This is a genomic window from Sporomusa intestinalis (genome assembly GCF_055383785.1).
Map to the genome: position 1 here is coordinate 5,438,229 of NZ_AP042390.1, position 20,530 is coordinate 5,458,758.

The 20,530-nt window shown below is 49.0% G+C and carries 13 protein-coding genes and 3 rRNA genes; 2 read left to right on the forward strand and 14 right to left on the reverse strand.

What is annotated here, in order from left to right:
* Positions 1 to 67 precede the first annotated feature (67 nt).
* The 9 genes from ilvB to ACZ481_RS25240 form a co-directional block, all read right to left on the reverse strand.
* On the reverse strand, positions 68 to 1,732 hold the full coding sequence (ilvB, locus tag ACZ481_RS25200; RefSeq protein WP_464770691.1) for a biosynthetic-type acetolactate synthase large subunit: 1,665 nt from the start codon (positions 1,730 to 1,732) through the stop codon (positions 68 to 70).
* A gap of 12 nt (positions 1,733 to 1,744) precedes the next feature.
* Complete coding sequence (gene leuB, locus ACZ481_RS25205; RefSeq protein ID WP_464768090.1) at positions 1,745 to 2,821, reverse strand: 3-isopropylmalate dehydrogenase; 1,077 nt, start codon at positions 2,819 to 2,821, stop codon at positions 1,745 to 1,747.
* Entirely contained in the window at positions 2,818 to 3,327 is a 510-nt protein-coding gene (locus ACZ481_RS25210; protein ID WP_464768091.1) for a 3-isopropylmalate dehydratase small subunit, read from the reverse strand. The genes leuB and ACZ481_RS25210 overlap by 4 nt, the downstream gene beginning before the upstream one ends.
* Positions 3,327 to 4,592 carry a 3-isopropylmalate dehydratase large subunit gene (gene leuC / locus ACZ481_RS25215; RefSeq protein WP_464768092.1) on the reverse strand — a complete coding sequence of 422 codons (1,266 nt, stop codon included), beginning with the start codon at positions 4,590 to 4,592 and terminating at the stop codon, positions 3,327 to 3,329. Before leuC ends, ACZ481_RS25210 begins: the two co-directional genes overlap by 1 nt.
* Before the next feature lie 4 nt (positions 4,593 to 4,596).
* A complete protein-coding gene (locus tag ACZ481_RS25220; protein ID WP_464768093.1) occupies positions 4,597 to 6,141 on the reverse strand; it encodes a 2-isopropylmalate synthase in 1,545 nt (514 codons plus the stop codon).
* 146 nt (positions 6,142 to 6,287) lie between these two features.
* Entirely contained in the window at positions 6,288 to 7,280 is a 993-nt protein-coding gene (ilvC, locus tag ACZ481_RS25225; RefSeq protein ID WP_464768094.1) for a ketol-acid reductoisomerase, read from the reverse strand.
* Positions 7,261 to 7,791 (reverse strand): acetolactate synthase small subunit, encoded by a 531-nt coding sequence (ilvN, locus tag ACZ481_RS25230; protein WP_464770692.1) that lies wholly within the window; start codon positions 7,789 to 7,791, stop codon positions 7,261 to 7,263. The genes ilvC and ilvN overlap by 20 nt, the downstream gene beginning before the upstream one ends.
* A 657-nt stretch (positions 7,792 to 8,448) precedes the next feature.
* Positions 8,449 to 8,898, reverse strand: coding sequence for a hypothetical protein (locus ACZ481_RS25235; protein WP_464768095.1), 450 nt, complete (start codon positions 8,896 to 8,898; stop codon positions 8,449 to 8,451).
* Between the two features lie 100 nt (positions 8,899 to 8,998).
* Complete coding sequence (locus ACZ481_RS25240; protein ID WP_464768096.1) at positions 8,999 to 10,303, reverse strand: phenylacetate--CoA ligase family protein; 1,305 nt, start codon at positions 10,301 to 10,303, stop codon at positions 8,999 to 9,001.
* Positions 10,304 to 10,725: 422 nt separating this feature from the next.
* On the opposite strand from ACZ481_RS25240, the gene ACZ481_RS25245 reads away from it, so the two are divergent.
* Both ACZ481_RS25245 and ACZ481_RS25250 read left to right on the forward strand, forming a co-directional pair.
* Positions 10,726 to 11,106, forward strand: coding sequence for a methylglyoxal synthase (locus ACZ481_RS25245; RefSeq protein WP_464768097.1), 381 nt, complete (start codon positions 10,726 to 10,728; stop codon positions 11,104 to 11,106).
* Between the two features lie 156 nt (positions 11,107 to 11,262).
* A complete protein-coding gene (locus tag ACZ481_RS25250) occupies positions 11,263 to 11,901 on the forward strand; it encodes a C40 family peptidase (RefSeq protein ID WP_464768098.1) in 639 nt (212 codons plus the stop codon).
* Positions 11,902 to 12,023: 122 nt separating this feature from the next.
* Here the strand turns inward: ACZ481_RS25250 and ACZ481_RS25255 are convergent, their stop codons facing one another.
* The 5 genes from ACZ481_RS25255 to ACZ481_RS25275 form a co-directional block, all read right to left on the reverse strand.
* Entirely contained in the window at positions 12,024 to 12,284 is a 261-nt protein-coding gene (locus tag ACZ481_RS25255) for a hypothetical protein (protein ID WP_464768099.1), read from the reverse strand.
* Positions 12,285 to 12,362: 78 nt separating this feature from the next.
* On the reverse strand, positions 12,363 to 14,186 hold the full coding sequence (locus tag ACZ481_RS25260) for an MASE3 domain-containing protein (protein WP_464768100.1): 1,824 nt from the start codon (positions 14,184 to 14,186) through the stop codon (positions 12,363 to 12,365).
* A gap of 553 nt (positions 14,187 to 14,739) precedes the next feature.
* Positions 14,740 to 14,856, reverse strand: a 5S ribosomal RNA gene (gene rrf, locus ACZ481_RS25265).
* A 219-nt stretch (positions 14,857 to 15,075) separates the two neighbouring features.
* A 23S ribosomal RNA gene (locus tag ACZ481_RS25270) occupies positions 15,076 to 18,077 on the reverse strand.
* A gap of 500 nt (positions 18,078 to 18,577) precedes the next feature.
* A 16S ribosomal RNA gene (locus ACZ481_RS25275) occupies positions 18,578 to 20,136 on the reverse strand.
* Together the 16S, 23S and 5S rRNA genes form the textbook arrangement of a ribosomal RNA operon.
* Positions 20,137 to 20,530 lie beyond the last annotated feature (394 nt).

The following is a 20,530-nucleotide window of genomic DNA, read 5'->3' on the forward strand; positions in this document are numbered from 1 at the left end:
AAAATAAATTTACGGAGTTCATAGCTGTTTCTTGGCTTATCCTGTATTTTTTTAACAAGGCGGCAGTTTATTCCGACTCAACATAGGCATCCATTGCCCCACCCGGGGCAATCATGGGCGAAACCATGTCTTCAGCAGCAATATTAGCAACAATCATTGACGGCCCCTGCCTTTCCCAGGCCCTGGCAAGAGCCGAGCAAAACTCATCTGCAGTATTGGTTACCGTTGCCGGGATGCCAAAGGCATTGGCAAAGGCGGTAAAATCCATCTGCACAGGCAGCAAGGAGGCCGAGTAGCGTTTATTGAAGAAACAATGCTGCAGCTGTCTAACCATCCCCAGGCTGCAGTTATTGACAACAATGGAAATAATAGGTAGACCCTCTGCCGACACAGTATACAACTCACAGCCTGTCATTTTCAGGGCACCGTCGCCAACAATATGAATTACCCGCTTATCCGGACAGGAAAGTTGTGCTCCCAAGCCTGCCGGCAAACCAAAGCCCATTGCCCCCAGACCGCCTGAGGTCAGGAAACTACGCGGACTGTTAACAGCAAGCCCCTGCGCTGCCCACATCTGGTGCTGGCCAACATCGGTAACATAGATTACCTCCTTATCACCTAGCTGACGATTCAATTCGCTCATCACCCAGGGAGCGGAGAAGTCCTGCCTGGCAGCAGGCGCGTCATACTCGGCCTGCCAATCCCTGATGGTTTGCCACCAGCCGGATAAGTCCCCCGGCCGGACGGTCTGCGTAAGCACAGTAAGAATATGATTCATCTCGCCCACTAACGGCACCGCGGCATCAACATTTTTATGCACCTCAGCCGGGTCAATATCAATATGAATAATAACCTTGCCGTCAGCATACCGGGCCCGGTCCCCTGTTACCCGGTCATTGAACCTGCTGCCGGTAACAATCAGAACATCCGCAGCGTGGACGGCATGATTGGCCTGCTTAAGCCCATGCAGGCCGGTCATCCCCAGCAGATTCGGATGCTTGCCGGGCATTGCGCCAATTCCCATCAGGGTAGTTACCACCGGCAAACCACATTGTTCGGAAAACTGCCGCAGCGACTGGCTGGCGTTAGCGCTGATACAGCCGCCGCCGGCAACAATAACAGGGCGCTGTGCATGGCTGATAGCCTCGGCCGCTTTAGCGAGCAGGGCCGGTAAATCAGGTGACTGCCTGATCTGCGGCTGCCGGGGATACTCGGCCGTAAGTTCGGCAAAGTCATATGTGTTTGTCTGTATATCACGCGGTATATCCACAAGTACGGGGCCGGGCCTGCCGGACTTGGCAATACAAAAGGCATGCTGCAGAGTTTCCTGCAGTCGGCTGATATCCTTAACCAGAAAGTTATGCTTAGTGATAGGCATAGTAATCCCGGTAATATCAATCTCCTGAAAAGCATCCCGGCCAATCAGGTTTGTTTGTACCTGGCCGGTAATCGCCACTACCGGGACGGAATCCATAAACGCAGCTGCCAAGCCAGTTACCAGATTCGTGGCTCCTGGGCCGGAGGTAGCGATACAGACCCCCACCTTGCCGCTGGCGCGGGCGTAACCGTCAGCAGCATGGGCTGCGCCCTGTTCATGCACCGTCAGTACGTGACGGACAGGCGAACCATACAATGCATCATACAAGGGCAAAATTGTGCCGCCGGGATAACCGAATACAATATCCACTCCTTGTCTGTTCAGGAACTCGACAATAGCCTGGGCACCGGTCATAAGCATAGCTGGTCACCTCAATCTGGCGATTACTTGCCGGCCCATTTCTTCAGTCGACACTCTGGTAAACCCGGACTGAAAAATATCTGCCGTCCGGTAGCCATCAGTCAGAACCTGTTCAACCGCCTGTTCAATCATTACGGCAGCTTGCTCATGGCTGAGCGAATAACGGAACAGCATGGCAGCCGACAGTATTGTTCCCAACGGATTAGCAAAGCCCTGGCCGGCAATATCCGGCGCCGAACCGTGAATCGGCTCATACAGTCCTGTGCCATCCCCCAAACTGGCCGATGGCAATAATCCGATCGAACCGGATAAAACGGCGGCCTCATCGCTTAAAATATCTCCAAACAGGTTGCTGGTGACAATTACGTCAAAGCTTCCCGGATTCAATACCAGCTGCATCGCACAATTATCTACATACATGTGACTGAGCTCAACCTGGGCAAAGTCCCGGGCTATCGCCGTAGCTGTTTTACGCCATAAGCGGGAGGTAGCCAGCACATTGGCTTTATCAACCGACGTCACCCTGCCCTTACGGCCGACCGCTGCCCGGCAGGCCAGCCGGACAATACGCTCGATCTCCGGCCGGCTGTAAATTTCGCTGTCACACGCCTGTTCCACCCCGTTAGTAACGGCCGCTTCCTGGCGGGCACCATAATAGATGCCGCCATTCAGTTCCCTGACAATCAGAATATTTACGCCGCTGACTATCTCGGCTTTCAACGGCGACTGCCCGGTAAGAGCCGGAAAAATTTTGACTGGCCGCAGATTGGCGTATAAGCCCAGTTCCTTGCGCAGCCCTAAAATAGCTCTTTCCGCTCTTAGCTCAGGGGCAATATGATCCCATTTAGGGCCGCCGACTGCGCCTAACAGCACAGCGTCAGCCCGGCGGCAAGCCTCAACCGTCTCTGCCGGCAGCGGTACACCATAGTCGTCAATCGCAGCACCACCGGCCTGTTTGGTTTCATAAGTAAAACTAAACCCGCTTTTGGCAGCAGCAGCCTGGGCTACCTGTAAGGCCGCAGCCGTAATCTCATCCCCAATACCATCACCGGGAATAACAACAATGTGTTTGTCACTACTCATGCTTTCCCCTCCCTGACGGCAAGTACTTGGCGGGTGTAATTAACCAATCCCCCGGCCTGGGCAATTTCCTGGATGAATCCGGGTAGTGCCGGCACAGCAAAGGTTTCGCCGGTTGCCAGATTTCTGGCTACCCCCCGGTCCAGATCCACGGCCAGGGTGTCGCCGTCCTGTATTTTAATCTCGCCTTCGCCCAGCTCAATCAGCGGCAGCCCAATGTTAATGGCATTCCGGTAAAAGATGCGGGCAAAGCTTTCCGCAACCACACAGGCAATACCAGCGGCTTGCAAAGCCCCGGGAGCATGCTCCCGCGATGAACCACAGCCAAAATTTTTACCAGCCACAATAATATCACCCTGCTGTACTTTACCGGCAAACGTAGGATCAATATCTTCCATTGCATGAGCTGCCAGTTCTTTCATATCGGCCGTATTAAGATAACGGGCCGGAATAATAACATCAGTATCCACATTATCGCCATAGCGCCATACTTTTCCTGAAAACTCCATTATATAACCTCCTCCGGGCCGGCAATCCGCCCTAATACGGCGCTGGCAGCCGCCACCGCCGGGCCGGCCAGATAGACTTCACTTTCCACATGCCCCATCCGGCCGCGGAAATTACGGTTGGTAGTCGCCACCGCCCGCTCCCCTTTCGCCAGAATACCCATGTGGCCTCCAAGGCAGGGTCCGCAGGTTGGCGTACTGACAACAGCCCCGGCTTTTACAAACGTTTCGACATAACCTAAACTGACAGCTTCAAGGTATACTGCCTGACTGCCGGGAATAACAATTGCCCGGACATTATCATGAACCTGGCGCCCTGCCAAAATGGCCGCAGCCTGCTCCAGATCCTCAATGCGACCGTTGGTACAGGAACCAATAACTACCTGGTTGATAGGGGTAGGCTCAAGGTCACGTACCGGCCGTACATTCTCTGGTAAGTGCGGCAGCGCCACCACCGGCGTAAGCTGACTTAAATTAATAGTGACAGTCCGTGCATAGGCAGCCCCGGGATCAGCAGCCACAGCGGTGTAAGCCCGCGTAACCCGCCCGGACAAATACCGCTCAGTAACAGCATCCACCGGAAATATTCCGTTTTTGGCGCCGGCTTCAATCGCCATATTGGCAATCGTCAGACGGTCTGTCATTGTAAGCGTGGCTACGCCCTCCCCGGCAAACTCCAGTGACTGGTAGCGGGCGCCGTCAACCCCAATCATGCCAATAAGTTTTAATATGATGTCCTTGCCGGAAACCCAGCGCGGCAGCTGACCTGTCAGTTCAACCTTAATGCTGGCCGGAACCTTAAACCAGGTTTCGCCTGTAGCCATCGCACAAGCCATGTCGGTTGAACCAACACCGGTGGCAAAAGCCCCCACAGCTCCATAGGTACAGGTGTGCGAATCGGCGCCGATAATCACCTCGCCCGGGGCAACAAGCCCCTGCTCCGGCAGCAGCACATGCTCAATTCCCATACGACCCACTTCAAAATAATGAGTAATATCATGCTTCCTGGCAAACTCTCGCATCGTCTTTGCCATTTCGGCGGATTTAATATCTTTATTCGGTGTAAAGTGATCAGGCACTAAGGCAATTTTATTTTTGTCAAACACTTGATTGCTGATTTGTTCAAACTCTTTAATCGCCGGTGGCGCAGTAATATCATTGCCTAATACCAAATCCAACCTGGCCCTGATAAGCTCACCAGGAGAAACCTCACTCAAACCGGCATGAGCGGCAAATATTTTCTCAGTAATCGTCATCGGTCTCGCCATCTTGTTACCTCCCCGCCGTCTGCCCGATTGCAGGAAACCCGCATACAGCCAGCATTTTATTAATTGCATTTACATAGGCTTTGGCACTTGCTTCAATAACGTCAGTTGACAATCCCCGCCCGCTAAAGGTGCGTCCATCACGTTCAATCCATACGGTAGACTCCCCCAGGGCATCCTCGCCGGCGGTTACCGCCTTGAGCTGATAGTCACGCAGGCCAACAGCAAAACCAACAGCCTGCTCAATCGCCTTAAATGCCGCATCTACCGGCCCATCGCCACAACTGGCGGCTTCACAAATGCCCGCACTTGTTTTAAGCCGCACAGAAGCAGTAGCCAAAGTCTGATTACCGCTGACAACATGGTGATAAGCCAGAGTGTACCATTCGGGCCGTACGGTTGCTTTTTCCACGATCAGGGCTTCAATATCCTTATCAAATACCATTTTTTTGCGATCGGCCAGATCCTTGAATTTAATAAACAGGCTATTGATAGTATCGGTGTCGATTTCATATCCCAGATGTTTAAGACGTTCCTCAAACGCATGGCGGCCTGAATGTTTACCAAGCACAATAGCATTGCGGCTGACGCCAACCACTTCCGGGCTGATGATCTCATAAGTCAGCGGATTATTAAGCACACCATGCTGGTGAATACCCGATTCATGAGCAAAGGCATTGTCACCGACAATCGCTTTATTAGGTGGTACGGCGATGCCGGTTAAGGTACTGACAAGACGGGATGTCCTGTAGATCTGCTGGGTATTGACATTAGCTGCGGCGCGATAATACTCACGGCGGGTATTTATGGCCATGACCACTTCTTCCAGAGCAGCATTGCCGGCCCGTTCCCCCAGGCCATTGATGGTACATTCCACCTGATCGGCACCAGCCGCCACTGCCGCCAGCGAATTGGCCACCGCCATGCCTAAGTCGTCATGACAGTGTACACTGATCCTTGCCTCGCTGATATTCGGGACATGCTCGCGGATATAAGTGATGAGGTCCCCGAATTCCTGTGGTGTTGTGTAGCCTACTGTATCCGGGACATTAATGACTGTAGCCCCGGCGGCAATTGCCCTGGTAAATACCTGACACAGGAAATCACGATCCGATCTTGAAGCATCTTCAGCGGAAAACTCAATATCCGCAGTCAGGCTCTTGGCGTAACTTACCGCCTCATCGACACGTTCCAAAAGCTGGAGCCGGGTCATTTTCAATTTATGTTCCAGATGAATATCGCTTGTGGCAATAAAAGTGTGTATCCGGGGCTTTTCTGCCGCTTTAATGGCCTGATAAGCAGTAGCTATGTCTTTTACATTAGCCCGGGCCAATGCAGCAATCGCGGGTCCCTTGACCCTTGCCGCAATCTGGCTCACTGCTTCAAAGTCACCAGGCGAGGCAACCGGAAATCCGGCTTCAATAACATCTACCTGCAGTTTGGCCAGCGCCAGGGCAATTTCCACCTTTTCTTCTGTTTGCAGACTGACTCCCGGTGTCTGTTCACCATCACGGAGAGTTGTGTCAAATATTTGAATTCTCCGAATTTCCATATCATAACCTCACCTTCGCTAAATACTGACTCACGGGGACGGTTCTTTTGAGTCATTTTTGGGTGAAGCAAGGGCCGGTTCCGCGGCTTGTTTCAGTAAAACCAGCAGTCACCGGAACCGTTCCCCTTCACGCACCCGGTTAGTAATTACTTTTTCAGCCAGGACATCATGCCACGCAGTTCGGCGCCAACAATTTCAATGTTATGAGCAGCTTCCTGGCGGCGTTTGGCATTAAACAGCGGTCGGTTAGCCTGGTTCTCCAAAATCCAGTTCCGGGCAAAGGTGCCGTTTTGTATCTCGGCTAGCACTTTTCGCATTTCCGCCCGGGTTTCCTCCGTAATAATCCGCTGCCCTGTCACATAATCTCCGTATTCAGCAGTGTCGCTGATGGAGTGGCGCATAGCGGCCATACCGCCTTCATACATGAGATCAACAATAAGTTTCATTTCATGCAGGCATTCAAAATAAGCAAGCTCAGGTTCATAGCCCCCCTCAACCAAGGTGTCAAAACCGGCTTTGATTAGTTCGGTTACACCACCACACAGTACGGCCTGTTCACCAAAGAGATCCGATTCAGTCTCATCCTTGAAGGTGGTTGTCAGCACCCCGGCCCGGGCACCGCCGATGCCTTTGGCATAGGCCAAGGCCAGGTCCTGTGTACTGCCGTTAAAGTCCTGATATACCGCCATCAGACAGGGTACGCCTTTGCCTTCGGTAAATACCCTGCGAACCAAATGACCCGGGCCCTTGGGGGCTACCATGAATACATCCACATTGGCCGGCGGCACAATCTGGTTAAAGTGAATGTTGAAGCCGTGGGCAAAAGCCAGGGCCGAACCGGGCTTAAGGTTGGGGGCGATCTCAGCTGCGTATACCTTAGCCTGCTTTTCATCAGGAATAAGAATCATTGTAATGTCCGCACAGGCAACCGCCTGAGCAACATTGGTAACAGTCAGACCGTCTTCACGCGCTTTTGCCGCTGATTTGCTGCCTTCATGCAGGCCTACAACAACTTTAACCCCACTGTCTTTTAGGTTTAACGCATGGGCATGCCCCTGGCTGCCATAACCAATAACAGCTACTGTTTTACTTTGAATAAGCTCCCAGCGTGCGTCTTGTTCATAATACATTTTGCTCATCGTTTTCTCTCTCCTCATATTCATAAATTGTATTTTCACCCCGTTCCAGCGCTACAAGGCCGGTCTGGATGGTCTCTAACAGTCCGTAAGGCACTAACAGTTCTGTCAAGGCCTTAAGCTTGCTTTCTTCCCCTGTTACCTCAAGGGTCACCGTGCTGCCGGAAATATCTACGACATTGGCCCGGAAAACTTCGGCTAGTTTCAGTATCTCAGCCCGGTTCTCACCAGCTTTGACCTTGATAAGTGCCAACCCCCGCACTACCGAATGGTTGAGCGGTAAGATCTGCACTGCTACAACCTCTACCAGTTTTTCGATTTGTTTTTTTACCTGATCAATAAATGCCTGATTACCGCACACCGCCACTGTTATCCGGGAGAACTCCGGGTCTTGTGTAACGCCGACAGTCAGGCTGTCGATATTAAAACCCCGCCTGGAAAACATACCGGCTACTCTTACTAAAACCCCCGGCTGATTATGGACTAATACCGAAAGAACGCTGGGTTGCACAATTACCACCTCCACTTGTTATGATGCTAACCTGCCAGAAATAAAAACGCCCCTATGACAGATCTGACTCTGGCATAGGGGCGCCTAACGCGCGGTACCACCCTACTTTGGGCTCATTGCACCAAGATTTCTCATGGCTACCGGCTAACGCCCGGTGTCGCTTTCGTCTAAAGTATATTGTATCCAGCACACAATATACACTTCAACAAAAGAGTTCCTGGGTGAGCATTGGCTCGCCTCACTGCGCCGGTTCGCACCAACCACCGGTTCTCTGAGCAGGAAGAGAGTTATATATCCCAGTCATTACTTTTACCATTATTTTACTGAAAAATAGTTACAATAAAGCTCTGCGAAATAGTTTCTACTTTTAATAAAAGTAAGAAACTTTCCGCAGAGCCTTTTATACTCACGGTGTAACACAGCAGCTGCCGTGTTTTGCGTCGCTTGGCCCAGTCCTGTAAAACAGCGGAACCCTAGACACACTTTCTTACGCGATATGTAACTTTGTATACATTATGCCAGCACGGCTGTTCTTTGTCAAGAGGTTTTTTTATATTGAAAATAACTTATTCCTGGGCGAATATTTCTTCCAACTGAACTATATGCCGGAGCTGGCTTAAAGATTCTCGTAAAAGTAACAGGTAAAAGCGACAATGCCTTTTACCAATAAAAATTGGGGACTGTACCCGCTTCATCCTGATAAGGATCAGCCGGCTTTCCTTCACTGCTAATCAAACGTTCGGCTAACGGCAGATTATCTACTTTTAATACTACCCGCGCCGTTTCTGCCGAGGTAGCCGCAAATGCGTATACATATTCCACATTGACGCCGGCTGCACTAAGCCTGTCAACCTGTTCAAACAGGCTGCCTGGCTGGTCGGTTACCAAAATTGTCAGCACAGGCGTGACTTTAACAGTAAAACCTGCTCCCCGCAAAATATGCTGCACCTTTTCCGGTTCATTGACGATAATCCGAAGTATGCCAAAATCCGACGTGTCGGCAACAGCCATTGCCCGTATGTTAATTTCATGCGCTTTCAAAACTCCTAATACTTCGGCCAGTTTACCTCCCTGATTTTCAATAAACACCGATAATTGATGAATAATCATGGTATCCCTCCAAATCGTTCTATTCACTCAACTGTTAACCGGAGCTAGACTCAGGACGCCAAACCCCTGAATAACGCGCACTGATCAGCGTCGCTGCTAATCAAAGTTGGCGTTTATCAACAACACGCTTAGCTTTGCCCTCACTGCGCTCAATTGTTTTAGGGCCAACAAGCCGCACGATGGCCGATACATTAAGTACACTGGCCAATTCAGCCTTTATTTTGGCTTCTAATTCCTCTAAGCCCCGGACTTCATCAGAAAACATCTCCTCTGTCACTTCTACGAGCACAGTAAGAAAATCAAGGTTCTCCTTCCGGTCTACGATCAGCTGGTAATGAGGTGATGTTTCGCCAATACCTAATAGTACACTCTCAACCTGAGACGGGAACACATTGACCCCACGGATAATCAGCATGTCGTCACTCCGGCCCAGGACTTTGCTCATTCTCACCAAAGTCCGGCCACAGGCACATTTTTCACGATACAAGACTGTAAGATCCCTGGTCCGGTATCGAATCATCGGCATGCCCTCTTTAGTAAGTGTCGTCAGCACTAACTCCCCTTTTTCGCCGTCAGGCAAGACTTCACCTGTCAAAGGATTAATAATCTCGGGATAAAAATGATCCTCATTGATATGCAGCCCATCTTGTACACAGCATTCAATGGCTACACCAGGGCCAATGATCTCACTTAATCCATAGATATCAAGCGCTTTAATCCCCAGCTGGGCTTCAATCTCAAACCGCATGCGCTCAGACCAGGGCTCAGCACCGAATATTCCCACCTTAAGTGAGGTCTCACGCGGGTCGATTCCCATCTCCCGCATAGTCTCAGCGATATATAGCGCATAGGACGGGGTACAGGCCAGCGCGGTTGTGCCAAAATCTTTCATCAACATAATTTGCCTGGTCGTATTGCCGCTGGATATTGGAATTACCGAAGCGCCCAAAAGCTCTGCCCCATAGTGAATGCCTAAGCCGCCGGTAAACAAACCATAACCATAAGCGACCTGAATGCACGATTGCCTGCTCAGACCGGCAGACACTAAAGAGCGGGCCGCAACTTCCGACCAAATGCCAATATCACGCTTAGTATAGCCAACGACAGTTGGTCTGCCAGTAGTGCCGCTGGAGGCATGAACCCGGACAATTTCCGACATGGGAGCAGCAAACAGCCCGTAAGGATAATTATCACGCATATCCTGTTTGGTTGTGAATGGCAGCTTTTCAATATCCGCTAACGCAACGATATCTTCAGGCAATAGCCCTTCTGCCTGCATCTTAGAGCGATAAAAGGGCTGCTGCCGGTACAATCTCGCGACAATCTCCCTCAATCGCCCGGCCTGGACGTTAGCCATTTCTTCCCGTACCATTGTTTCCGCAGGTTTATTCCAGTATGTAATCATATTTTACTCCTCCCAGATAATATAAGAAAAGCTATGGCTGGTGCCAAATCCCTCAGGCTGCCGGCAGAAGCCGCCTGTCCCTTTAGGGTATAGTCCTTCTGCTTATAATCAGAAACCGATTTAGTTCATATAAAAAAAAAACGCAAAAAGTCCTTTGCAGGAACTTTCCGCTAGGGTTTTTTTTACCCACGGTGTGGCCCTCAGGCCCTGTGCCGCTTGGACCAGGCACAGAACCAGCTGCCGGAACCCTAGGCACACTTCCAGTCAATGAAATATTTTTTTAGTGAGCTTTTGTATACTGTATTCGTGGAATATAATACCAGCTAAAAAAGCCAAAGTCAAGAAATATTTATCCCCTGTCTTTATTACCATGCATTTTGATGATATTATAAGGTATAACTAATGCTAAGGAGGTGAGGCCTATGAAGAAAACAGTCGCACTCATTGCCCATGATCGCAAAAAAGAAGAAATGCTGACATTTGTATTGAAAAACCAAGCAGCACTTTCCTTCTGCCACATCATTGCTACCGCTACGACAGGAAAAATTATCAGAGAAAATACAGAACTGGATATCACCACTTATCTTTCCGGCCCATTAGGCGGAGACCAGCAAATTGGCGCTCAAGTAGCCTGTCAGAAAGTGGATGCTGTGATTTTCCTCCGCGACCCGTTAACTGCGCAGCCCCATGAACCGGATATCACTGCCCTTTTACGAATATGTGATGTTCACAATATTCCTGTGGCCACCAATACGGCAACTGCCAACCTAGTGCTACGCTGTTTTTCACCAGATAAGGAATAAATTTAGTCCCCTTAATAGGATCTCATCTGAACAGTAATTTGCTGTTCCAGACTGGGGTCTATTTTATTTTACCAGAAATTTATTGTTTACATAATAAGTTAACTGTGTTATTATTGTTATGTTGTCGATTTAAATCTATGTGATAAGGAGGGCGTGATGAAACATTTTACACGTAATATAACACTGATTCTTCTCTTTACGCTGTTTACTACCCTGTTTATGCCGGCAGCACCTGCAAAAGCCTTTTCACTGACAGACTTAACTGGTTCTTCCGCCCAAAGCAGCAGTAGCTCCGGCGGAATACTAAACATTCTGTTAGCACTTTTGCTAGGCAAGATTCTTGGCAACTCAGACAACAGCGGCAACGCTAATAATATATCTTCTGTTCCTGTAACTCCAATTAGCCCGAATACCGCCAATGCTTCTACCAAAGGAGCATCCATTATCAACAGCGCCCAAAAATATATGGGCGTACCCTATGTCTGGGGCGGCACAACACCGGCTGGCTGGGACTGTTCCGGTTACACGCAGTATGTAATGAAAGAAAACGGAATTACTATTCCCCGGACGGCAGCAGAACAATATAGCAAAGGCGTTGCTGTGGATAAAGCGAATCTAAAAGTAGGCGACATGGTCTTCTTTACAACCTACAAACCTGGTGCCTCACATGTTGGCTTTTACATGGGCGATGGCAAATTTATCCATGCCAGCTCTGCTGCCAAGCAGGTAACCATTAATTCTCTGTCTGAAGAATATTATATTGAGCATTATATTGGTGCCCGCAGATATATATAATAACTTTGGACTGTAAGCCATCCAGAACTGGATGGCTTATTTTTTTACAGTTTTTATAACAGCAATTGCTTATATTTTTATCTATTAAATTACATAACATAATCGTATTCCCCTGAATGGCCCTATAACGAGGTGTTCACCGAAAAAAAATTTCTTACTATATCTTGTATATCGCTAGGCAATTGTAAATTGTCAAAGTTATTTAATACATAAGCTTGGAGACCGGCCAGAATTTCCGGGGTTATAACAATGGTGCCTGTGTCCGGTACAGCAGGCAAAGATGTGGAACTGACAATCGTTACGCGACTAGCCGGATTCATAAGGGCCGGCAGGTTTGTATACACAAAATTAGTTAAAATATCCTGCCAATCAGTTTGAATCATATTTAGTCCCTCTTTTTGATTTGAATTGTGCGTAAAGTCCGCACTTGACAAGCGCTTAGGCTTATGGACCTCAAAAGGCTAATAGTCAAACCTAATATCAAATCTGGTGGCAGTATCTGTGGACTCTACAATAAGCTTAGCTTTATGCCGGGCTACAATACTATAACAGATAGCCAATCCCATACCTATACCTGTATCCTTGGTAGTAAAAAATGGCGTGCCTAATTTGTCCATCACTTCTGGAGGTATCTTTTTGCCGTCATTTTCTACGGTAAGGATTACTTCTTTATTTACCTGTGTAGTTCTTATTGTAATAGTACCACCGCATTCAGTTGCTTCAATGGCATTTTGCACCAGGTTTAAGATTACCTGCCTAATTTCTCTGGCATCCAACGGAAGCTCAGCAATTGTCCCCAGCTTTGCTTGAATGGTTCTGCCATATTGATCCGCGGTAGTACTTAGCCTAGGTAAAAGATCAGTAATTATTGCATTAAGATTTGCATTGGACAATTCACTGCGTTTATTTTTTGCCATAGTCAAAAACTCAGTTATAATTGTATTGGCTCGGTCAAGCTCTTCAATCATGACAGCGGCCGCATCGGTCATAGCCATACTATCCTTGCGTTTTTGAAAAAGCTGAAGATAGCCCCTAACTGTTGTTAATGGGTTTCGTATTTCATGACCAATACTAGCAGCCATTTGACCAATAAGGTTAAGGCGCTCCAGGCGTAACCATTCTCTTTCCAGGCTCCGGCGCTCAGTAATATCAGTAAGTGTAATTAAAGCACATTTATTAACACCAAAATCTATAATATCTGCCGACATATATGCAGTTTTTCTTTCTTGGGAATTTGTAACATAATGGATTTCTTCATTTCTAATCTGCCTATGATCCTCCATCATTTGCCTGAGTTTTCCTGCTATGCTGCCACCATCGCCAAGATGAACTGAGCTAATAGTTCTGTTAATAATATCGTCTCTACTCATACCCGTATTTTCTATAAAAGCTTTGTTAACATCAACATATTTGCCGGCGAGAGTAGTTATAGCCATCATACATGGATTAGTATGAAATAAGATAGTAAAACGCTCTTCTGCACTTCTACGATTATTGAAATAATCCCTTATTGTTGTAAAATAGATTCCTCTAAGAAAATAGAAATACCCTGCTACTTTATATATATGACAGATAATAGGATCAGAATCATTATCATATATTACATATATCAATTCTCCGATTAATTCCAGTACAACGCCCTGAATAATATAGATCCCGGCCAAGTTCTTGGCAAGCCGGTAACGATAAACCACGATAACAAGGGTAATCGTCCGCAGCAGGGTGATCATATACTCTACAATAGTTCTGCAATCAGCTGGTAAAGTGGAGCTGACCGGTAAAATGGCTGGTAAAAATACAACAGACCGATACCAACCTGCTGAAACAACAATACCTATAAATACTATAAATATTGCAACCAGCTTGATTTGTTGAATATGAATTGTCTTATCAGGTTTTGTAAAAATTAAAGTAATCCCTGCCGCTTCCACTATTCGGGCAAGAGTCCAAAACCATGTTGCGGCATCAGCGTTAAGGCCAAATGGCATACCCTGAAAGGCAAGGCTGTGAAAGCCGTCAAATATGCCCACATAAAAAAAGATTACACTAAACATAAAAATATAACGTGATTTAGTTAAGGGGTACATGACACATCCCAAAATAGTGATAACAAAGCAGATAGCTATACTTATAAACTCCAATAAAATGTGAATAAGCAAAAAAGAATCAGCGCTCAATAATTCAATAAATATTTTGCCATAAGGTTCATATAGTAAAAAAATAAATAATGCTGCTGCAATAAAACATATGCTGTTACGCTCATGCCTAGAAATACAGGAAGACAATCCCAACTCCTCCCTCTTTATCTATACATCGATACCGAACTAATACTTGTTCAACTGAAATGATCCTCACCACCTCATATTTTTATGAAAAATAATACTAAATAACCGACTTTTAAACATTAGACAGCAAATTTCAAAATCCTTCCAATTTTTTAGAGCAAATTTCACCACTTTGAGACAAATTCTGTAAAGCCCTCATCTATCTCTTTACATAATAAGAAAGCACTCACAAAAAGTGAGTGCTTTCTTTCTAACCAGCAACTTCCTAATCTCCCGGGCCATCCAGCCAAGTACCTTCGGCTACCTACGACCATTCAGAGCACCCCATCTGTGCGATGCTGTTACAACAAAGCCGATCGCCAACCAGCCCTCGTAAAATAGTCTCATAGGCGACGGTATCGTTGTACACTGCGGGCGCCCCCTCCGACGTACTTCCAGTACGACTACGGCGGCGTCCTCGCTCCGCCTCGCAGCTGGGGCACTCTGAACGGTCTAAGCCTGTCGCTCTCCATAATTAAAAACACTCACTGCAACAGTGAGTGTTTTTCTTTCTAACCAGCAACTTCCTAATCTCCCGGGCCGTTTCCAGCCAAGTACCTTCGGCGTTTGTGGGCTTAACTGCTGTGTTCGGTATGGGAACAGGTGGAACCCCACAGCTATCGTCACTGGATTTTAGGTGAACATCTCGTTAGAGTATGTTCCCTGAAAACTTCACAGAAGAAAGATTTGCGCAATAGTAATTTACTGGTTGCCAGCTCGGAGTTACAACATACATTATGGATGTTATCGCTCCGCTCTAACTAAGCGACTCACACAACTTCCCGTTTCGCTATCGCTCGCGGCAAGCTGGTTCGCTGCTTATGTTTGCACTTCATGCAAACGAGGGTTTAAAGTCAAGTCCTCGGCCTATTAGTACCAGTCCGCTCCATGGATCACTCCACTTCCACTCCTGGCCTATCAACCTTGTCTTCTCCAAGGGGCCTTACTTCTTGCGAATGACAGACCTCATCTTAAGGCTGGTTTCACGCTTAGATGCTTTCAGCGTTTATCCTTTCCGGACGTAGCTACCCAGCTCTACCCCTGGCGGGATAACTGGTACACCAGCGGTCCGTCCACTCCGGTCCTCTCGTACTAGGAGCAGTTCCCTTCAAGTCTCTTACGCCCGCGATGGATAGGGACCGAACTGTCTCACGACGTTCTGAACCCAGCTCACGTACCACTTTAATGGGCGAACAGCCCAACCCTTGGGACCTACTTCAGCCCCAGGATGTGATGAGCCGACATCGAGGTGCCAAACCTCCCCGTCGATATGGACTCTTGGGAGAGATTAGCCTGTTATCCCCAGGGTAGCTTTTATCCGTTGAGCGATGGCCCTTCCACTCGGTACCACCGGATCACTAAGCCCGACTTTCGTCCCTGCTCGACTTGTCTGTCTTGCAGTCAAGCTCCCTTCTGCCTTTACACTCTTCGCGCGATTTCCATCCGCGCTGAGGGAACCTTTGGGCGCCTCCGTTACTCTTTCGGAGGCGACCGCCCCAGTCAAACTGCCCGCCTGACACTGTCCTCAGTTTCGTTACTCCTTGAGTTAGAACTCCAGTAAATAAAGGGTGGTATCCCAACATTGACTCCAATGAGACTTGCGTCCCATCTTCCCTGTCTCCCACCTATCCTGTACATCATTTACCAAAACTCAATGTCAGGTTGCAGTAAAGCTCCATGGGGTCTTTCTGTCCAGTCGCGGGTAACCTGCATCTTCACAGGTATTTCAATTTCACCGGGTCCCTCGTTGAGACAGTGCCCAAGTCGTTACACCTTTCGTGCGGGTCGGAACTTACCCGACAAGGAATTTCGCTACCTTAGGACCGTTATAGTTACGGCCGCCGTTTACCGGGGCTTCAATTCAAACCTTCGCGTTTCCACTAAGCTCTCCTCTTAACCTTCCGGCACCGGGCAGGTGTCAGCACCTATACGTCAGCTTTCGCTTTAGCAGGCACCTGTGTTTGTGGTAAACAGTCGCTTGGGCCTCTTTTTTGCAACTCATTCCCGCTTCGACCGCTTCTGGTCTACACGGTTTACAAGCTCCCCTTTTCCCGAAGTTACGGGGACATTTTGCCGAGTTCCTTAACGAGGGTTCTCCCGCGCACCTTAGGATTCTCTCCCCGCCTACCTGTGTCGGTTTACGGTACGGGCACCTAGTCTCTCACTAGAAGCTTTTCTTGACAGTCTGGGATCAGCAATTTCGCCATTATCTCTAACAGCTACCCGTCACTCCTCAGGCTTTACGCATCACGGATTTGCCTGTGATGCACCCTACAAGCTTAGACGCGAATTTCCATCCTCGCGCTTGCCTGCCCTCCTGTGTCACTCCCTCGCTCAAACGATCCTAGGTGGTACTGGAATATTTACCAGTTGTCCATCGCCTACGCTTTTTGCCTCGGCTTAGGGCCCGACTGACTCTGAGCGGACGATCCTTCCTCAGAAATCCTTAGGCTTTCGGTGGACAAGATTCTCACTTGTCTTTTCGCTACTCATACCGGCATTCTCACTTCTATACTCTCCAGCACTCCTTACGGTATACCTTCTCTGGGTATAGAACGCTCCCCTACCCATGTCGTTAGACATGCCATAGCTTCGGTTCCGTACTTTAGCCCCGGACATCTTCGGCGCAGCGACACTCGACCAGTGAGCTATTACGCACTCTTTTAATGGTGGCTGCTTCTAAGCCAACATCCTGGTTGTTTTTGTATCTCCACATCCTTTGCCACTTAGTACGGCATTGGGGACCTTAGCTGATGGTCTGGGCTGTTTCCCTCTTGACCACGGGTCTTATCACTCGTAGTCTGACTCCCAGGATTCCACTACAGGCATTCGTAGTTTGACAAGGTTCAGTAACCCATTAGGCCCCTAGCCCTATCAGTGCTCTACCGCCTGTACTTACTTCCTGAGGCTAGCCCTAAAGCTATTTCGGGGAGAACCAGCTATCTCCGCGTTCGATTGGCATTTCACCCCTATCCACAACTCATCCCAAAGCTTTTCAACGCTCACGGGTTCGGTCCTCCACGCATTTTTACCTGCGCTTCAACCTGGCCATGGATAGATCACTGCGGTTTCGGGTCTACACTATCCAACTTTCGCCCTTTTTAGACTCGCTTTCGCTTCGGCTCCGTGTCTTCCACTTAACCTTGCTGGATATTGTAACTCGCCGGTTCATTCTTCAATAGGCACGCCGTCAGCCTCCTACGGGCCTTCGACTGCTTGTAGGCATACGGTTTCAGGTTCTTTTTCACTCCCCTCCCGGGGTGCTTTTCACCTTTCCCTCACGGTACTATGCGCTATCGGTCGCCTCGAGTATTTTGCCTTGGAGGGTGGTCCCCCCTGCTTCCCACAGGGTTCCTCGTGTCCCGTGGTACTCTGGATTCCGGCCATTTCGCTCTGCCTTTCGCTTACAGGGCTGTTACCTTCTGCGGCCTACCTTTCCAGGTAGTTCGGCTAGGCCTGACGAAACTTCCGCCGGTCCTCAACCCCCGGATCGACATTCGACGTACGACTTTAGACTTTCGTAAGGGATTCGTAAAACTATCGTTTTACTCTTCGAACATCCAGTGTCGAAAGTCGAATGTCGATCCGGGTTTGGGCTCTTCCCCGTTCGCTCGCCGCTACTTGGGGAATCTCGTTTGATTACTTTTCCTCCGGGTACTTAGATGTTTCAGTTCCCCGGCTTACCTCCCGACTTACGCCGGGTAATGGTGCATGACCACCACTGGGTTCCCCCATTCGGATATTCATGGATCAGGGCCTGCTTGCGGCTCCCCATGACTTTTCGCAGCTTACCGCGTCCTTCTTCGGCTCTTGGCGCCTAGGCATCCACCGTATGCCCTATATAACTTGACTTTGTGTGCTGCAACTGTCTAGAAGCCGCCATCTGCTTCGTTGCTCCTCAGACGTTTTGCTTGCGTACGCGAGTACGCGGCGCGGCAACGTCTTCCGGTGCGCCTCGCAGCTGACACCTTCTAGCCAGTTTCGCCTGCCTTAAACTTTGCTTGTGACTCATTTAAGGACTTTTTGAATCCTAATTGCGCTTCGTTAAGTTACTTCACATATTTGCATATGAGAGGTACTTTTACTTTGCTTTCTTCTGTGCAGTTTTCAAGGAACATGTTTTCAGGAATATCTATGTTATCATCGTTGCCTGTATGTTTCAACAAGTAACTTTTGGTAACAAAAGCATTCCCTCAAAACCAAACAATGTAAATCTGTGCATCTGCCAAATGTACCGACCTGGAATAGAGCTCGCTTAATGATGTTCTTCGCTTACGCTCAGAACTAAGCGATTCACTCAGGTTTCCGCGTCGCTTTCGCTCCTAAAAACCTGGTTCTCTGCTTATCCCTAGAAAGGAGGTGATCCAGCCGCACCTTCCGATACGGCTACCTTGTTACGACTTCACCCCAATCATCGGCCCCACCTTCGACGGCTAGTTCCATTTCTGGTTACCCCACCGGCTTCGGGTGTGACTGACTTTCGTGGTGTGACGGGCGGTGTGTACAAGGCCCGGGAACGTATTCACCGCAGTATGCTGACCTGCGATTACTAGCGATTCCGACTTCACGGAGGCGAGTTGCAGCCTCCGATCCGAACTGAGAGCTTGTTTCTGCGTTTTGCTTGCCTTCGCAGGCTTGCTTCGCTTTGTTTAAGCCCATTGTAGTACGTGTGTAGCCCAGGACATTAGGGGCATGATGACTTGACGTCATCCCCGCCTTCCTCCGCATTCTCTGCGGCAGTCTCCCTTGAGTTCCCGCCTTTACGCGCTGGCAACAAAGGATAAGGGTTGCGCTCGTTGCGGGACTTAACCCAACATCTCACGACACGAGCTGACGACAGCCATGCACCACCTGTTTTCGCGTTACCCGAAGGTAAGGGATCTATCTCTAGACCTTTCGCTCAATGTCAAGCCCTGGTAAGGTTCTTCGCGTTGCGTCGAATTAAACCACATACTCCACCGCTTGTGCGGGCCCCCGTCAATTCCTTTGAGTTTCAACCTTGCGGCCGTACTCCCCAGGCGGGGTACTTATTGCGTTAACTCCGGCACAGAAGGGGTCGATACCCTCTACACCTAGTACCCATCGTTTACGGCCAGGACTACCGGGGTATCTAATCCCGTTCGCTCCCCTGGCTTTCGCGCCTCAGTGTCAGACACAGTCCAGAAAGTCGCCTTCGCCACTGGTGTTCCTCCCAATCTCTACGCATTTCACCGCTACACTGGGAATTCCACTTTCCTCTCCTGCACTCAAGCCTGGCAGTTTCCTGCGCCCATACGAAGTTGAGCTTCGCACTTAGACACACGACTTACCAGGCCACCTACACGCCCTTTACGCCCAATAATTCCGGACAACGCTTGCCACCTACGTATTACCGCGGCTGCTGGCACGTAGTTAGCCGTGGCTTCCTCCTTTGGTACCGTCATTACCCTATATTATTTACATAGGATACGTTCGTCCCAAACGACAGAGCTTTACGACCCGAAGGCCTTCTTCACTCACGCGGCGTTGCTCCGTCAGACTTTCGTCCATTGCGGAAGATTCCCCACTGCTGCCTCCCGTAGGAGTCTGGGCCGTGTCTCAGTCCCAGTGTGGCCGTTCATCCTCTCAGACCGGCTACTGATCGTCGCCTTGGTGAGCCGTTACCTCACCAACCAGCTAATCAGACGCAGACCCATCTCTCAACGATAGCTTATATATAGAGGCCATCTTTCTTATCTCCGTCATGCAACGAAGATACCACATTCGGTATTAGCACCACTTTCGCGGTGTTGTCCCCAGTTGAGAGGCAGGTTGTCTACGCGTTACTCACCCGTTCGCCACTAAGTAGCTATTGCTAACTACTCCGTTCGACTTGCATGTGTTAGGCACGCCGCCAGCGTTCGTCCTGAGCCAGGATCAAACTCTCCAATAAAGTTCTTAGTCTTGCGACTATATATATTGAAGCCGTTTTATCGGCTCAATTCAATCAAATTTGTTGTTGGTTGTGCTGCATGGCAGCACACCGCACATCTGGCTTTTATGATGCATTTCTTTACATTGTTCAGTTTTCAGGGAACGACGCGCACGGATGCGCTAGGATCACGGGCGTATCATGGACGATACGCTCTGCCCGGGACCGACGCGCATGGATGCGCTAGGATCACGGGCGTATCAGGACGATACGCTTTGCCCGGGACCGACGTGCGCATCATGTTAATACGCTTGCATTCATTATTGTCTTGCTTACTGCTGAATGCGACAGCTTTTATATACTATCATGTCTATTTCATTATGTCAATAACAATTTAGGCTTTATCATTAAATAT

Bases quoted from the DNA above. Each gene is read 5' to 3' on its own strand.
- leuB (WP_464768090.1), bottom strand. From the start codon at position 2,821: ATGAGTAGTGACAAACACATTGTTGTTATTCCCGGTGATGGTATTGGG.
- ilvC (WP_464768094.1), bottom strand. From the start codon at position 7,280: ATGAGCAAAATGTATTATGAACAAGACGCACGCTGGGAGCTTATTCAA.
- ACZ481_RS25255 (WP_464768099.1), bottom strand. From the start codon at position 12,284: ATGATTCAAACTGATTGGCAGGATATTTTAACTAATTTTGTGTATACA.
- leuC (WP_464768092.1), bottom strand. From the start codon at position 4,592: ATGGCGAGACCGATGACGATTACTGAGAAAATATTTGCCGCTCATGCC.
- ACZ481_RS25240 (WP_464768096.1), bottom strand. From the start codon at position 10,303: ATGATTACATACTGGAATAAACCTGCGGAAACAATGGTACGGGAAGAA.
- ACZ481_RS25210 (WP_464768091.1), bottom strand. From the start codon at position 3,327: ATGGAGTTTTCAGGAAAAGTATGGCGCTATGGCGATAATGTGGATACT.
- ilvB (WP_464770691.1), bottom strand. From the start codon at position 1,732: ATGACCGGTGCCCAGGCTATTGTCGAGTTCCTGAACAGACAAGGAGTG.
- ACZ481_RS25220 (WP_464768093.1), bottom strand. From the start codon at position 6,141: ATGGAAATTCGGAGAATTCAAATATTTGACACAACTCTCCGTGATGGT.
- ACZ481_RS25250 (WP_464768098.1), top strand. From the start codon at position 11,263: ATGAAACATTTTACACGTAATATAACACTGATTCTTCTCTTTACGCTG.
- ACZ481_RS25245 (WP_464768097.1), top strand. From the start codon at position 10,726: ATGAAGAAAACAGTCGCACTCATTGCCCATGATCGCAAAAAAGAAGAA.
- ACZ481_RS25235 (WP_464768095.1), bottom strand. From the start codon at position 8,898: ATGATTATTCATCAATTATCGGTGTTTATTGAAAATCAGGGAGGTAAA.